This is a genomic window from Brevibacillus sp. FW306-2-1A-C05A, from assembly GCF_058781555.1.
Map to the genome: position 1 here is coordinate 78,600 of NZ_JBYSWV010000008.1, position 13,058 is coordinate 91,657.

At 55.9% G+C, this 13,058-nt stretch carries 14 protein-coding genes and 3 pseudogenes; 3 read left to right on the forward strand and 14 right to left on the reverse strand.

Translation table 11 applies throughout. The features are described 5' to 3' along the window. Positions 1-69: 69 nt before the first annotated feature. Both AC3WJN_RS08210 and AC3WJN_RS08215 read right to left on the reverse strand, forming a co-directional pair. Positions 70-861 carry a (2Fe-2S)-binding protein gene (locus AC3WJN_RS08210; protein WP_007783556.1) on the reverse strand — a complete coding sequence of 264 codons (792 nt, stop codon included), beginning with the start codon at positions 859-861 and terminating at the stop codon, positions 70-72. A gap of 69 nt (positions 862-930) precedes the next feature. Beyond that, positions 931-2,341, reverse strand: a pseudogene (locus AC3WJN_RS08215) (ABC transporter ATP-binding protein). Between the two features lie 285 nt (positions 2,342-2,626). Between AC3WJN_RS08215 and AC3WJN_RS08220 the strand changes: the two are divergent. The 3 genes and pseudogenes from AC3WJN_RS08220 to AC3WJN_RS08230 all read left to right on the forward strand — a co-directional run. After that, positions 2,627-2,725 (forward strand): annotated as a pseudogene (locus AC3WJN_RS08220) (SulP family inorganic anion transporter); the annotation flags it as partial. 20 nt (positions 2,726-2,745) lie between these two features. Continuing rightward, complete coding sequence (locus tag AC3WJN_RS08225; protein WP_005835339.1) at positions 2,746-3,003, forward strand: STAS domain-containing protein; 258 nt, start codon at positions 2,746-2,748, stop codon at positions 3,001-3,003. A gap of 204 nt (positions 3,004-3,207) precedes the next feature. Then, positions 3,208-4,437: an MFS transporter gene (locus AC3WJN_RS08230; RefSeq protein WP_007783547.1), complete on the forward strand. Its 1,230-nt coding sequence runs from the start codon at positions 3,208-3,210 to the stop codon at positions 4,435-4,437. A 108-nt stretch (positions 4,438-4,545) separates the two neighbouring features. Here AC3WJN_RS08230 and AC3WJN_RS08235 read toward each other — a convergent pair whose 3' ends face one another. The 12 genes and pseudogenes from AC3WJN_RS08235 to AC3WJN_RS08290 all read right to left on the reverse strand — a co-directional run bounded on the left by AC3WJN_RS08235 (position 4,546) and on the right by AC3WJN_RS08290 (position 13,045). Further along, a complete protein-coding gene (locus tag AC3WJN_RS08235) occupies positions 4,546-5,172 on the reverse strand; it encodes a LysE family translocator (protein ID WP_005835343.1) in 627 nt (208 codons plus the stop codon). A gap of 76 nt (positions 5,173-5,248) precedes the next feature. After that, positions 5,249-6,625: a sensor histidine kinase gene (locus tag AC3WJN_RS08240; RefSeq protein WP_005835345.1), complete on the reverse strand. Its 1,377-nt coding sequence runs from the start codon at positions 6,623-6,625 to the stop codon at positions 5,249-5,251. A gap of 8 nt (positions 6,626-6,633) precedes the next feature. Further along, on the reverse strand, positions 6,634-7,323 hold the full coding sequence (locus AC3WJN_RS08245; RefSeq protein ID WP_005835347.1) for a response regulator transcription factor: 690 nt from the start codon (positions 7,321-7,323) through the stop codon (positions 6,634-6,636). Positions 7,324-7,344: 21 nt separating this feature from the next. Further along, complete coding sequence (locus AC3WJN_RS08250; protein WP_005835348.1) at positions 7,345-7,932, reverse strand: TVP38/TMEM64 family protein; 588 nt, start codon at positions 7,930-7,932, stop codon at positions 7,345-7,347. A gap of 259 nt (positions 7,933-8,191) precedes the next feature. Continuing rightward, complete coding sequence (locus tag AC3WJN_RS08255) at positions 8,192-8,557, reverse strand: GyrI-like domain-containing protein (protein ID WP_007783541.1); 366 nt, start codon at positions 8,555-8,557, stop codon at positions 8,192-8,194. Positions 8,558-8,628: 71 nt separating this feature from the next. Next, positions 8,629-8,832, reverse strand: a complete 204-nt coding sequence (locus AC3WJN_RS08260) for a helix-turn-helix transcriptional regulator (protein WP_005835352.1) — start codon at positions 8,830-8,832, stop codon at positions 8,629-8,631. 25 nt (positions 8,833-8,857) lie between these two features. Further along, positions 8,858-8,959, reverse strand: a pseudogene (locus AC3WJN_RS08265) (HTH domain-containing protein); the annotation flags it as partial. Positions 8,960-9,083: 124 nt separating this feature from the next. Further along, positions 9,084-9,290: a hypothetical protein gene (locus AC3WJN_RS08270; protein WP_005835356.1), complete on the reverse strand. Its 207-nt coding sequence runs from the start codon at positions 9,288-9,290 to the stop codon at positions 9,084-9,086. A gap of 76 nt (positions 9,291-9,366) precedes the next feature. Continuing rightward, positions 9,367-10,200 carry an ethanolamine ammonia-lyase subunit EutC gene (gene eutC / locus AC3WJN_RS08275; protein WP_005835358.1) on the reverse strand — a complete coding sequence of 278 codons (834 nt, stop codon included), beginning with the start codon at positions 10,198-10,200 and terminating at the stop codon, positions 9,367-9,369. Positions 10,201-10,221: 21 nt separating this feature from the next. Beyond that, positions 10,222-11,583, reverse strand: a complete 1,362-nt coding sequence (locus tag AC3WJN_RS08280; protein ID WP_007783529.1) for an ethanolamine ammonia-lyase subunit EutB — start codon at positions 11,581-11,583, stop codon at positions 10,222-10,224. Between the two features lie 306 nt (positions 11,584-11,889). Then, positions 11,890-12,279, reverse strand: a complete 390-nt coding sequence (locus AC3WJN_RS08285) for a response regulator (protein ID WP_005836508.1) — start codon at positions 12,277-12,279, stop codon at positions 11,890-11,892. Positions 12,280-12,604: 325 nt separating this feature from the next. Further along, the gene (locus AC3WJN_RS08290; RefSeq protein ID WP_005836512.1) at positions 12,605-13,045 is read right to left on the reverse strand and encodes an Rrf2 family transcriptional regulator; all 441 of its coding nucleotides are present in this window, start codon (positions 13,043-13,045) and stop codon (positions 12,605-12,607) included. Positions 13,046-13,058: the final 13 nt, after the last annotated feature.

A 13,058-nucleotide genomic window follows, 5' to 3' on the forward strand; every position in this document is an offset into this window, starting at 1 on the left:
GGAAGAATGCGCCCCCTGTCCAGAGAAGGAAAAAGCACACCCCCCTCTCCTGGCTGGAGGGGGGTGAACTCATGCCTGCAGCGCCGCCTGGCGACGGGCTGCGCGCTCGTCTTCCTTCAGCCGTGGACAGGTGTAGCAGTACTGTCCATCCCCGGTTTGATAGTACAGGCAGCATTGATTTTTCAGGCGCACCTGCTTGTTCGGGTCACGCATGTCCTCCACCCAGCGCACTTTGACCGCGAACGGATTTTTGGGCAGCCCGAAGCACTCCCCGTCCAGTTCGTCGCAAAGCGCCGCGTAATCGTCGCGCAGCCGTTGGCGGATCGCCTCTTCCCGAGCCTCCTGGACGAAAGTATCGAGATAATAGTTAAATCTCGTCGGCAGTTGGCCCCAAATCATTTTCAGCGGATTGCCAGTCGCATCAGCCAGCACCTGGAACAACGGCCGGAGCGTATGTCCGTAAAACTGCCGATACTGCTCGGCGCGCCAGGCAGAACGCGCTGTGCTTGTGCTCGGACCCTCCGCCTTGTGCCACTCGTCCACGACGAAAGAGAACTGGACGTAGCCATCCTCGTCGTACAGCTCAATCGTCAACTGGTCGAGCGGTGTGCGAATCGCTACGTTCCATACAGACAGCGCGTACTGCAAGCCGAGCGCGAGCCCAGACAGCCAACTGGCCGCATAAGTGCCGACAGGCTTTTGGTCATGTGCCTTGATAAGCGGCGCGTACGTCTGCACCAACTGTTCCGCATGTCTGGCTTTTAGCAGATCGCTTGCCTTGATCGAGAGCAGCGCGTCTGTTCGGTGCGTAGTCGTCAGGTGAAACTGTTCCGCCAAAAACGGTTCATTCCATGTTTGCAAGACTCTCTCCCCCGTTTTTTGATTGAAAAGCTCGCTTCCAAAACGCCTCCGCCAGCGCAAGGACGGGCGCTAGCTGGAAAAAGCGTTTTGCGGCTGCTCCAGATACGAGCCGAACTGCGCCTGATACAGCCGGCTGTAGATGCCATCCTGTGCCAGCAGTTGCTCATGGTTCCCCTGTTCGGTAATGCCCTGCTCTGTCACGACGACGATGCGATCCGCGTTTTTGATCGTCGCCAGCCTGTGCGCGATCACCAGCGTGGTGCGCCCTTGCGACAGCTCCGCGAGCGACTGCTGAATCGCCGCTTCCGTCTCCGTATCGAGAGCGGACGTCGCTTCGTCCAAAATCAGGATCGGCGGGTTTTTCAAAAACATCCGGGCAATCGCGAGCCGCTGCTTTTGTCCGCCAGACAGCTTCACCCCGCGCTCCCCGATAATCGTATCAAGCCCTGTCGGCTGCGCACGGATAAAGTCTTCCAGCTTGGCCCGGCGCGCCGCTTGCCAAATCTCTTCTTCTGTTGCGTGCTGCTTGCCATAAGAGATATTTTCCCGAATGGTGCCGGAGAACAAAAACACGTCCTGCTGCACGATCCCGATCTGGCTGCACAGCGAAGCCAGCGTCATGTTGCGAATATCCAGTCCGTCAATCGTGATGCTGCCTCCGTCAATCTCGTAAAACCGCGGCAGCAGGCTGCACAGCGTCGTTTTCCCCGCGCCGGACGGACCGACAAAGGCAATCGTCTCTCCCGCGCGTATGCGCAAATCAATGTTTTGCAAAACGCGCGAGCCTTGCTCGTACCCGAACGAGACGCCTTTGTACTCGATATCGCCCTTCAGCGCCTCTACCTTGACCGCATCCGGAGCGTCTGCGATGTCTGGCGCCGTATCCATAATTTCTATGTAGCGCTTGAAGCCGGCAATGCCTTTCGGATAACTTTCGATAATCGCGTTGATCTTTTCCAGCGGACGGAAAAAGACGTTCGTCAACAGCAGGAAGGCGACGAACTCCCCGTAGGTGAGAGAGCCTTCGATGACAAACCAACTGCCGCAGATCAGCACGAACAAAATAACGAGCCGCATCAGAATATAGCTGACCGAGGCGTTCTGGGCCATGATTTTGTAGGACAACAGCTTGGTCAGACGAAAACGCTGGTTGTTTTCCGCAAAGCGCTTGTTTTCAAAGCTCTCGTTGGCAAACGCCTGCACGACGCGCATGCCGCCGACATTGTCCTCGACGCGCGCATTGAAATCCGCCATGTCTTCGTACGTAGTTCATTCCCGCATTGATGGCATAAAGCGCAAGCAGCCCAAGACAGGCCCAGACAATCAGCTCCCAGTCTTTGCTCGGCAGAAGCTGATCGACTACCATGTTTACCGCGAGCGGAAATCCCAGCTCCAGAACAGCCACGAAGATCGCACAGGTGAAATCGAGTACGAACAATCCACGATAAGGCCGGTAGTAAGAAAAAAATCTGCGAAGCATCGCAGCAGCACCTCCTTTTTCATTGACAAGCTACATGACACAGCTCCTCACGCTTTTTTTGAAAATCATTTTCATTATAGCTGGATTGGTTGGCAAGATCGATCATCATTTTGCAAAAGAACGCGTCCCTTGCAGTTTGCAGCACGGCTCGTCCCGCTTGCGGCTGCAAAAGGCCACCCCTTTCTGTTTGGACAGATCACGGCCTCTTTTGCCAATATACTTTCGGTCCGCAAAGGGGCACGGCGAATCGCCATAGACTGGACAATCGCCTCCTGTGAAAAAAACGCGATCCTCATCTTCATGGCACAGCTTCCGCATTTCGTCGGAGCTTCGGGGACCATGTACGCGATGCTGGCGGGCACGCTTGCACTCCACCAGCTATTATGAGGGAAACAGGTGAAAACGTGTACGCGATTTCCGGGCAACTGTTTTTCGGTACGATGACGCACTTTGTCGAGCAATTCGATGTTCCAAACGATCTCGGCCAGATTGTCATTGATTTTTCCCGCTCGCATGTCTGGGATATGTCAGCCGTAACCGCCATCTCCAAAGTAGTCGCCAAATACCGCGATGCCGATAAATTCGTGCTCATCACGGGATTGAATGAAGAAAGCAAACAGCTTGTAGATCGGCTTGGAATCACGGTTCCTGCCGGGCATTGACAGACAGCAACTCCCCCTTTTCGCTCCGTCAAAAGGGGTTTTTGTATGCGCCAGACGCGTTGCTTGTGCCCGTTTCGTTTTTTCCTTATTTCATTTTTGCAATAGTACGATCACATTTCTTTATTGGTCAGCGCCAAAAACCAGTGCTAGAATAATCAATATCAAATTTCCGGCTTTTCTACTGCAAAGGTTGTGAACAGAAAGATGGAGTTTTCATGGAAGCGTAATTTGTTTGTGTTATGGGTCGGCGTCTTCTTCTGCAGCACAGCCTACTCGATCTCCATACCATTCTTGCCCATCTTCCTCCATACATCTTTGGGTGTTCACGAGCATTTGGAAGCCTGGTCTGGTATCTCGTTTGGCATTACCTTTTTGGCAAGCGCCCTGATCTCGCCGTACTGGGGTTCGCTCGCCGACAAATACGGGCGAAAACCGATGTTGATCCGATCCGGTTTTAGCCTGGCTTTGTTGTACTTCCTGACTTACTTCATTACAGATCCTTACCTTTTCCTGGTGCTGCGCGTGTTTCAGGGGCTGCTCGCCGGCTACGTGCCTGCCGCGATCGCGCTGGTAGCGACGAATACACCGGAAAAAAACGTCGGGTACGCTCTCGGGGTGATGGCAACCTCTGGAGCCACGGGCGGGATTGTCGGGCCGCTCGTCGGCGGGGTAGTCAGTCACCTCTGGGGAAACGCAGAGGCTTTTCTTTTCTCCGGCTGTGTCGTGCTCGTAGCGGCGCTGATCGCGACCTTCCTCGTCAAAGAGACCAACATGAACCGCTCCGGCAGCCGCTCCAACGTGCGGGAAGACTTGCGGGCTGCCATCGCCAACCGCTCGCTCATGACGATTCTCGGCCTCAGCCTGATGGTCACGATCTCCGTCATGCTCTTGGAACCGCTGTTGACCGTCTACGTGTTGCAGCTCGGGGCCTCGCAGCAGGAAGCCTCGCTCAGCGCCGGGATCATTTTCGCTGCCGTCGGTATTGCCACCGTGATCGCCGCTCCGCAATGGGGAAAACTCGGCGGCAAGGTCGGCTACACGAAAATTTTGTTCATCGGCTTGCTCGGCGGCGCCTTCGGCAACCTGCTGCAATTTTTCTTCACCAACCTGTACGGCTTCGGGGTTTTGCGCTTCGCCTACGGCCTGTTTTTCGCGGCGGTTTACCCTTCGATTAACGCGATGATCGTCAAAGTGACCGAACCCGAGTTTCGCGGCAGAGCCTTCAGCCTGAACCAGTCCGCCAACCAGCTCGCGACGATGCTCGGCCCTGTGCTCGGCGGCGTGCTCGGTGGCGCCATCCCGATCCGCTACGTGTTCATTATCAACGGAATCGCCCTGCTCGCTACCGCCATCCTGATTCGCTCGAAAAAACCGGGCCTGGCCGGGAAGCAAGCCCAACAGCAGTCTTCCGATCCGCAACTGGCTGCGAAATAACGCAGCGCACGCCCAAAAACAAAACTCCCTTTCGCTTCGTCAGACAACGCTTGCCTGGCGGTGGCAAAAGGGAGTTTCTCGTATGGACGATGCCGCTTTTTTCCTGCTTTACTTTTGCTGCAGCGCTACTTTTAACCCGAGCAAAATGTAGACAGACCCGATCATTTTGCCGCTCCAACGACCGATCCAGGAGATGCGTCTGACGAGATGCCCCAGCGGCCGCACAGAGAGGGCGATCAGCGACGTGTAGAAGAAGCCGAGAATGGAAAAAATCAGGCCCAACACAACAAACTGCATCACGGACGCTCCCCGCTCCGGGTGGACGAACTGCGGCAAAAACGCCAGAAAGAACAAAGCCGTCTTCGGATTCAGCACTTCCGCGATGATCGCTTGCACATACGCCTTCCCCGGCGGCAGCGGCGATACTTTTGGCAACTCGGGGTCTGTCGGTTTCTCCAGCAGCGCCCTTATCCCCAGGTAGATGAGATAGGCGGCCCCGGCGAATTTGACGAGCTGGAACGCCCAGGCGGATGTCATCAAGATCGCCGACAAGCCGACAGCGGCAAAAATCGTATGGATGAAGTCGCCTGTCGCGATTCCAAGCCCCGCCATGATTCCCGCACGTCTGCCGCCCTGAACGGTGCGTGTCGCCGTCAGTAGCACGGCAGGGCCGGGAATTAAAAACAGGCCGATCACGACAGCCAAAAACGTGCTCAACGTCGCCAGATCAAACATGTTCTCCTCTCCTTCTTCTCTTGTTTGTCTATGGATGCTCCCATTATAGCGCGCCCTGGCATTCGTGGCGACAAGATCATGTCCGGGCCTCGTCCCCGCCCGGAAAGCGCACCGTGACCGTCGTTCCTTTGCCCAGGCTGCTTTCCAGCGCGATCTGTCCGCCGTGCGCCTCCACGATGCCTTTGGCAATCGTCAGCCCGAGGCCAGCCCCTCCGCGCTCTCTCGCCCGCGAGCGGTCCCCCCGGTAAAAACGCGCAAAAACGTGCGGCAAATCGTCCGGGGCGATGCCTGCGCCGTTGTCGCGCACCTGCAGCTTAACATGTCCGCCCGCTTTTTCGATCGTCACACAGATCGTTCCGTCGGGCGGCGTATGCTTGCACGCGTTTGCCAGCAAGTTTGCCACGACTTGCGCGATTCTTTGCCGATCGCCTGTCATCCAGGCGTCTTTTGGTCCTTCCAACTGAAAGCGAATCTGGTTGCGCGCAAAAGCGACGTGCATCGCTTCGCTGACTTCCTCGGCGACATCCCGCAAATTCACCTGCTCGCGCCGCATCGGCAGGGCGCCTGCCTCGACCTGAATCACCTGATCGAGATCGTTCACGAGCCGGATCAGGCGGAGAACTTCGGCGCGCGTGCTCTCCAAATGCTTAGGCGTCGCCTCCCAGATGCCGTCGATCATCCCTTCTGTCTGGGCCAGCAAGGTGTTGAGCGGCGTACGCAGTTCGTGCGCAATATCTGCGGTCAGCCGTTTGCGCAACTCCTCCTGTTCGTGCAAGCTCGTCACCAGGTTGTTAAAGGCGACGACCAGCGCGGCAATTTCGTCTTGCCGTTCCGGTACAGGCACGCGCACTTGCAGATCGCCCTGCGCGACCTTTTGCGCCGCCGCACTCACCTGCACGACAGGCCGAACCATCGTGCGGGCCAGCGGAATGCACAGCACGACGACGATCACAAGCAAAACCGCCATCGTCCACAGCGCGGTATTTTTATGCGCCCATTGAAAATGGGCTTCCAAAGCCATGTACGCATTTTCGTCATCGTGGCTGATGACAAGCTGCCCGATTTTTCGACCGCCGTCATAAAGCGGAATCGTTTCGGTTGCGCGCTCGGCATGTTCGGCGTGCGTGTCGTGCTCGCCCTCCCGTCCAGCGCCCGGCGCTTGCCCCCATTCGCCCAGCTTTTCCCCCCGCGCGTCGTGCAGCGCAATGTGCAGGCCGAGCACAGACGAGACGGCCTCCAGTCGCAAAAAAGCGGATTGGTCCCACGCCTGGCTGGCGCGGTAGGAGGCGAGCGCCACCTGGGAAATTTCTTCGTTGTGCTGGCTTTTCACCTCGTTTGCGTACATCATGAAATGCTCGTCCATTTCCTTGATCGCAAGCCATGTCGTAATCAGTACGGCACCGACGCCCATCGCCATAAAGGCGAGCGCCAGCTTCATCCATATGCGCTTCATCGCAAACCTCATTTCCTCACCGGGACGTCAAACCGATAGCCCAGTCCGTACACCGTCTTGATGTAGACAGGCTGCTTCGGATCGTCCTCGATTTTTTGCCGCAAATTTTTGACATGCGTATCAATCGTGCGGTCGTAGCCTTCGAAGTCGTAGCCGAGAACTTCGCGCACCAGCTCGTCTCTGCTCCACGTCCGACCGGGATGGCGGGCCAGCGTCGTGAGCAGCCGGTATTCGTTCGGGGTGACGTCGAGCGCGACCTTGTTTTTGAGAATTTTTTTGTCGCGAATCGAAATCGTGAGCTGGCCTGCCTCGAACTCGTCGCAGAGCGCCGAATAGTCGCCGGAGCGCCGCATGACGGCCCGCACGCGCGCCACCAGCTCGCGCGGACTGAACGGCTTCATCAAGTAATCATCCGCCCCGATTTCCAGCCCATAAATCCGGTCAGCCTCCTGACTCTTGGCGGTGAGCATCAGAATCGGGACGCGGGAATGCTTGCGGATGCGCTGGCAAACTTCTTCACCGCTGACGTCCGGGAGCATCAAATCGAGAATAATGCAGTCGACGGCCGCCGAGCTGGCTATCTGGATAGCCTCCCCGCCTGTCATCGCCGTCAGCACGTGATAGCCGTCTTTTTGCAGATAGGAAGATAAAATCTCCAAAATTTTGTGTTCATCGTCTACCAGCAAAATCGTAGACATGTCCTGGCCTCCTTTTGCCCCTTATTCCGACTGGCTGGCCTGTCCCTTCCCGCGCTTCCAGAACAGCAGGAAAACAAGCGCGCCTGCTGCAAGCGCGATCACCAGCCTGAGCTTGTTTTCGCCAAAGTAGACGAGATCGTGCCCGACGAATGTCTCAAACACCATCGAAGGAATTTTGCCCACGAGTGTCGCGAGAAGAAAATCGGCGAACGTCATGTTCGTCATCGCCGCCCCGAGATTGATTACCCCCGAAGGGAGCAGCGGATTGAGCCGCAGCAAGACGACGGCGAGCCCTTTTCGCACCCGGGTCGCCCCGTTAATCGCCGCTACCCATTGGAACGACGCCAGCTTTTTGCGCCGATCGGCTTTTCGAATGACATAGCGGTACAAGAAAAAAGCGATGCCCGCACCGAGCACCTCCCCTGTGAGGGAAAGGAAAAAACCTCCGTACAAGCCAAATACAACGGCATTGGCCGCAGACAAAAAAATGGACGGCAGGACGCCTGCCACGCTGATGGCAATATTCAACAAGATGCTGCCGATTACTCCCAGCATTCCCCACGAGCGAATCCATTCTGCCAAGCCTTCTATATTCGTCAATCCATCCATGTTCGCTTGCGGACTCCCCTCTGTTGCCTGTTCCTTTAAGCCTATACGAAAATTGTGAAGAAATCATGGAAAAAAACAAACAATCGCTCCCGTTCTCTGGAAGCGACTGTTTGCGGAAGGCGGCATTAGCGCCTTATTTCTGCTCGATGGCCACGTAAATATCGACTTGCGCCTGATTCGGGTCGGCGCAGCGCACGCCGTCGTAGCGCTCAAAATCCGAGACGAACGTCCGCTTGACGCCTGACTCCTGCGCCCACGCCTAGATGCGCGCCCACGCCTCCTGAATGATCTCGACCATCGGGCCGACTCTGGTTGTAAAGACCGCATATGTAGCTGCCGGGATCGTTTTCACGGTCAGCTCGGCAGACAGCTCGCCCCCCGCTTCCACCTCAACGCCAACGAGCAACGAGTACGCTCCCTGTTCATCGCTTGCGTAATCCGAGTAGACGCCATAGACGACTCCCGGCTCTTTTTGCCCGGGCGTACGCGCCGGATACCCTTGCTCGTAATAGCGGTGCCACAAAGGCCCGATTTTCCCGTTTGCTCCGCATTCAGCCTCGTTCGTGGTCCGAATTTTCAGACCAGCTACACGCATTTCCCCCAGTTGGACGATCGTCGGATTCATCTGTTTGCACGCTCCTGTTCAAAGAATGGATTACATGCCTAGTATAGCTATCCTACCTTGACACCTGTCTGTCAACGTTTCTGGTCTGTCTCGTAGCATGCCAACATTTTTTTCGCCGTATCCGCGATCCGCTGGCGGATGAAATCCGGCGCCAGCACCTGCACGCTGTCGCCGTAGCTGAGCAGCATGCCTGTCAGCCACTCATCGTCTGCCATCGTCGTGCGGACAGTCATCTCGCCGTTTGGCGCGGTTTCAATCGTTTGCGGATCAAACATGTCTCGTACCCGGACGTGGACACGCGGTGCGCAGCGATACTTCAAAGCGGTCGGCCAGCTCGCGAGCGCTCATCCGGCGTTTGTTCAACAGCATCATGACAATCGCCAGCAATCGTTCTACTTTCAACTCTCGTTCCACCTTTTGGCGGCTCCGCTACCGGCGCTTTCTTACGTGTAAAAAGGAGAATCCGCAGCAAAAAATCCATGCTGCAAATTCTCCTTTGTTCGTTTCTTTCCACTTGAAAACTAGACTAGACGCCCATACGTCTGCGCTGGTTGTTCGGCTTTTTCGTCAACTGGCTTTTCATCGACTGGTTTTTCGCCTTCTGGTTCACAGGGTTGTTCGCTTGGGCCTGTGCCTGCTTCTTTTCCGCCAATTTGCGCTTCATCGCTTCCTGCAGGCTGATTTTTGGCTTTTCCGCTTTTGTTTCCAGTTCGTTTTGGTTTGGCTCCGTCATGCGTAGCAACTCCTCATAGAAATTGGTTATCTTCTATGTATTCTAGTGCAAGACGGGAGGATGTGCCAGTAGGAATCTAACTGTTTTGGGCGCGGAGTTGCATATATTTGACTCCGCTCGCCTGGTGCTTCAAAATGTCCTCCAGCAGCTCTGCGAGATAGGCTCCCGCTTCAATCGGCAAAGTCCCGCCCCGATGAATATTAGAAATAACCGTTCGATCTGATTCTACCGTATGGGCGTCCGGTTTGTAAATCATGTAAGCACTGAGACTTTCTGCCGTCGCAAGCCCCGGCCTTTCCCCGATCAGGGAGATGACGACTTTGCAATTGACGATTTTGGCGACCTGGTCCTGAATCCACACCCGTCCCTTGTGAATGAACACCGGCTTGCCCACGCTGATGTTGCGCATCGCCAATCCTTGCTGCAGGGCGGGCAGCAAATCCGGAATCGTCGCCTCGCAGGCAGACGTGCTCAGTCCGTCGGAGATGACGATCTGCACGTCTTTGCCTTTGTCGCCGTGCTGCTCCAGCCATCTGACCGACTCGTCGGACAGCAGCCGCCCCGAGTCGAGGTTCATCAAATATTCCTGCATGCTCGTCGCCCGCGAATGCAGCTCCGGGAGTTGCAGCCGCTGCAGCCATTCCGGGCTGATCGATTTCATGACCGCATCGTGTGCCGCCGCCTGGTCGATGCGAAACTGCAAATAGCTCGTCGTCTTCATTCTGGTCCCTGCGCGGCCGATCCCGATGCGCGCCGGCGTTCTCGCCATCGCCCGCTCCAATGCTTCCAGATTGTGCGGATTTTCTACGCCGCGCACCTTTTGCTCGGGAAAGTGAATCACTTCCCCCGTCTTTTTGGAAAGCTCATCCATGACCCGCTGGATCAGGTCATCCATGTTGATCTGTTTCATCGTGTGTGCCCTCCCCGCTCGTTAGTCGAAAACCGATAAATCGCCTGCCCGCTCTGTCAGCCGTCCGTTTTCCATCAGTCCCATTTTTTCCAGCCATTTTTCAAATTCGCGCAACGGGCGCAGGCCCAAAAGCTCGCGGTAGCTGGCATCGTCGTGGTAGCTCGTATCCTGATAGCTCAGCATGACGTCGTCGCCGCCGGGCACGCCCATGTAAAAATTCGCTCCGGCAAGCGTCGTCAGCATCCCGGCAATTTCCTGGTCGTTTTGGTCCGCGTACATGTGGTTCGTGTAGGTAGGGGCAATTCCCATCGGCAAACCGTGCAGCTTGCCCATGAACAAATCCTCCAGGTCGGCACGGATCATCTGTCTGCCGTCGTACAGCGTTTCCGGCCCGATGAACCCGGAGACGTTGTTGACCATGAACGGCTTCCAGTGGCGGCAAAAGCCGTACGTACGCGCCTCCAGCGTCTGCATGTCCACGCCTTCGTGCGAGTCCAGCGACACCTCCGAGCCTTGCCCGGTTTCAAAGTACATCACGTTCGGCCCCGAAGCCGTGCCTTTTCGCAGCATCAACTCCATCGCTTCGTCCAGCAAATCTTTGGAGACGCCAAACGCTTCATTCGCCCGCTGCGAGCCAGCCAGGCTCTGGAACATCAAGGAGATCGGCGCTCCGCCGCGCAATGCTTGCATCTGGGTGGTAATGTGGGCGAGGACGCAGTTTTGCGTCGGGATCTCCCATTTTTGCATGAAATCGTGGGACATCTTGAGCAGTTTGGTAACGCTTTCAACCGAGTCGTTGTTCGGGTTGATCCCGATGACGGCATCGCCGGAGCCGTAGGACAGACCTTCCTTCATCGAAGCGAGAATGCCCTCCGGATCGTCAATCGGGTGGTTCGGCTGGCACCGGAACGCCAGTCTGCCCGGCTCGCCGATGAGCGTGTTGCAGTACGCCTGGTGCCTCATTTTTTGCGAAGCCATCACCAGGTCAATGCTCGACATCAGCTTGGCGGTCGCGGCAATCATTTCACTGGTCAAGCCGCGGCTGATCCGGGTAAGCTCCGGCATGCCTGTCGAAAAGGACAAAATGTACTCGCGCAGCTCCCCGACCGTCCAGTTTTTGATTTCGTTGTAGATCGACAAATTCAAATCGTCGTAAATGATGCGGGTGACTTCGTCTTTTTCGTACGGAATCACCGGATTTTCGTAGATGTCCTTGAGCTGCATCTCGCTCAGGACGACTTTGGCCGCCATCCGCTCCAGTGCGGAGTTGGCTGCAATTTTGCTCATCTGGTCGCCAGACTTCTCTTCGCTCGCTTTCGCCAATACATCGCGAACGGATGTGAACTGGTAATGTTCTTTACGGATGACGCATGCCAATTTCATCTCGCTTCACTCGCTTTCTTTGGTAGGGCTTCCTTGCTTTCCTGCCCGCCCGGCACAATGGGAGCGAAAACGGTCATCCTGCTTTTTCGCGTTTCTCCCCGGAAAAAACTCGTGCGGGACCAGCTCGTCGTTGAGCAATCGCGGCCATGCAGATGATGTGACCCAAAATTTGCCTGGTGGGGATAGAAGCGGTAGTTGTTCGAGCGCTCCTTTGCGCTTTTTTTCTCGCTCTTATACGTCAAAAAGACGCTTGAAAAAGGAGACGGCAGTCCGTCTTCGTTCAAGCGCCATTGCTTTTGTTGCGATTCACTTTTCCAGCGAACTTTGTTTTTCCAACAGGATCGTCTCTACTGCGGGCAGCAGCTCTTCCTCCATGACGGGCTTGACCAGGTAGGCGCAGACGCCTTTTGTCTTCGCTTTCGCTACCAAGTCTTTTTGACTGTACGCCGTCAGCAGCAAAATGGAAGCGTCCGATTGCCCTTTGATAATCCCGGTAGCCGTCAATCCATCCATGACAGGCATTTTTACATCCATGATGATGAGGTGCGGGTCCCACAGTTGCGTCAGAGAAACGGCTTCTTCGCCGTTTTTCCCGTCAGCCACAACGTTGTAGCCTTGTTCCTGCAACATCTCGACCAGGTCCATTCGCGTGATGGGGTCGTCGTCTATGATGATAATTCGATAACGATGACGCAATACTCCACCTCCCATCAAAGAGAATGGACGTGCCAACTGCTCACCAAAATGTCAAGCTTGCACCGACGCCGTTGTCGGCTTTTTCGCAGCTTTTTGAATACTTTTATTATATCCATTATTTTTCGCCATTTCTAGCCTGAATCCTGTCCGCTGTTCCCGGCTTCTCTCGCAGGAGAAGCCGGGCGGACGAAGCGTGTTTTGCGTCATCGTCTGCCGCCCTTTTGCCCTTTTGGATACGGGAACTTGCTAGTACTGCCCTTTGTCCCGCTCCTATACCGTACACCGCGTTTTCTTCGGCTCACCTGGACGAGCCATGGCGGATTGCTTACCGGGCTTGCTCCGTCATTTTTTCCCGCAAGTCCGTGACCAGCTCGTGCATCGTTACGCTCTGCAAAATCGCTTCCATCGCATGCTGCGCGCGATGCAAAATCAGCTCCAGGACGAACTGGATATTGGCTCCGACCGGACAGGCAGGGTTCGGCTGCTCGTGGATGTGAAAAAGCTGGCCTTCCTCCACGACCTCGACGGCGCGATATACGTCCAGCAATGTGATTTGCTCCAGCTCTTTCGCAAGCGTTGCGCCGCCCGCCCCGGCCCGGACGTGTACAAGCCCTGCTTTTTTCAGTTGTCCGAGCACGCGGCGGATAATAACCGGATTGGTGTTCACGCTGCCGGCGATCCATTCCGATGTATGGTGAGCATTTGCATCAATGGAGAGCAGAGATAAAATATGAACCGCAATCGAGAAACGGCTGCTGATTTTCATGTCGGTCACCCTT

Excerpts from the sequence above, each read along its gene's own strand:
- AC3WJN_RS08230 (WP_007783547.1), top strand. The coding sequence starts at position 3,208 with ATGGAGTTTTCATGGAAGCGTAATTTGTTTGTGTTATGGGTCGGCGTC.
- AC3WJN_RS08235 (WP_005835343.1), bottom strand. The coding sequence starts at position 5,172 with ATGTTTGATCTGGCGACGTTGAGCACGTTTTTGGCTGTCGTGATCGGC.
- AC3WJN_RS08240 (WP_005835345.1), bottom strand. The coding sequence starts at position 6,625 with ATGAAGCGCATATGGATGAAGCTGGCGCTCGCCTTTATGGCGATGGGC.
- AC3WJN_RS08245 (WP_005835347.1), bottom strand. The coding sequence starts at position 7,323 with ATGTCTACGATTTTGCTGGTAGACGATGAACACAAAATTTTGGAGATT.
- AC3WJN_RS08250 (WP_005835348.1), bottom strand. The coding sequence starts at position 7,932 with ATGGATGGATTGACGAATATAGAAGGCTTGGCAGAATGGATTCGCTCG.
- AC3WJN_RS08255 (WP_007783541.1), bottom strand. The coding sequence starts at position 8,557 with ATGAATCCGACGATCGTCCAACTGGGGGAAATGCGTGTAGCTGGTCTG.
- AC3WJN_RS08260 (WP_005835352.1), bottom strand. The coding sequence starts at position 8,832 with ATGTTTGATCCGCAAACGATTGAAACCGCGCCAAACGGCGAGATGACT.
- AC3WJN_RS08270 (WP_005835356.1), bottom strand. The coding sequence starts at position 9,290 with ATGACGGAGCCAAACCAAAACGAACTGGAAACAAAAGCGGAAAAGCCA.
- eutC (WP_005835358.1), bottom strand. The coding sequence starts at position 10,200 with ATGAAACAGATCAACATGGATGACCTGATCCAGCGGGTCATGGATGAG.
- AC3WJN_RS08280 (WP_007783529.1), bottom strand. The coding sequence starts at position 11,583 with ATGAAATTGGCATGCGTCATCCGTAAAGAACATTACCAGTTCACATCC.
- AC3WJN_RS08290 (WP_005836512.1), bottom strand. The coding sequence starts at position 13,045 with ATGAAAATCAGCAGCCGTTTCTCGATTGCGGTTCATATTTTATCTCTG.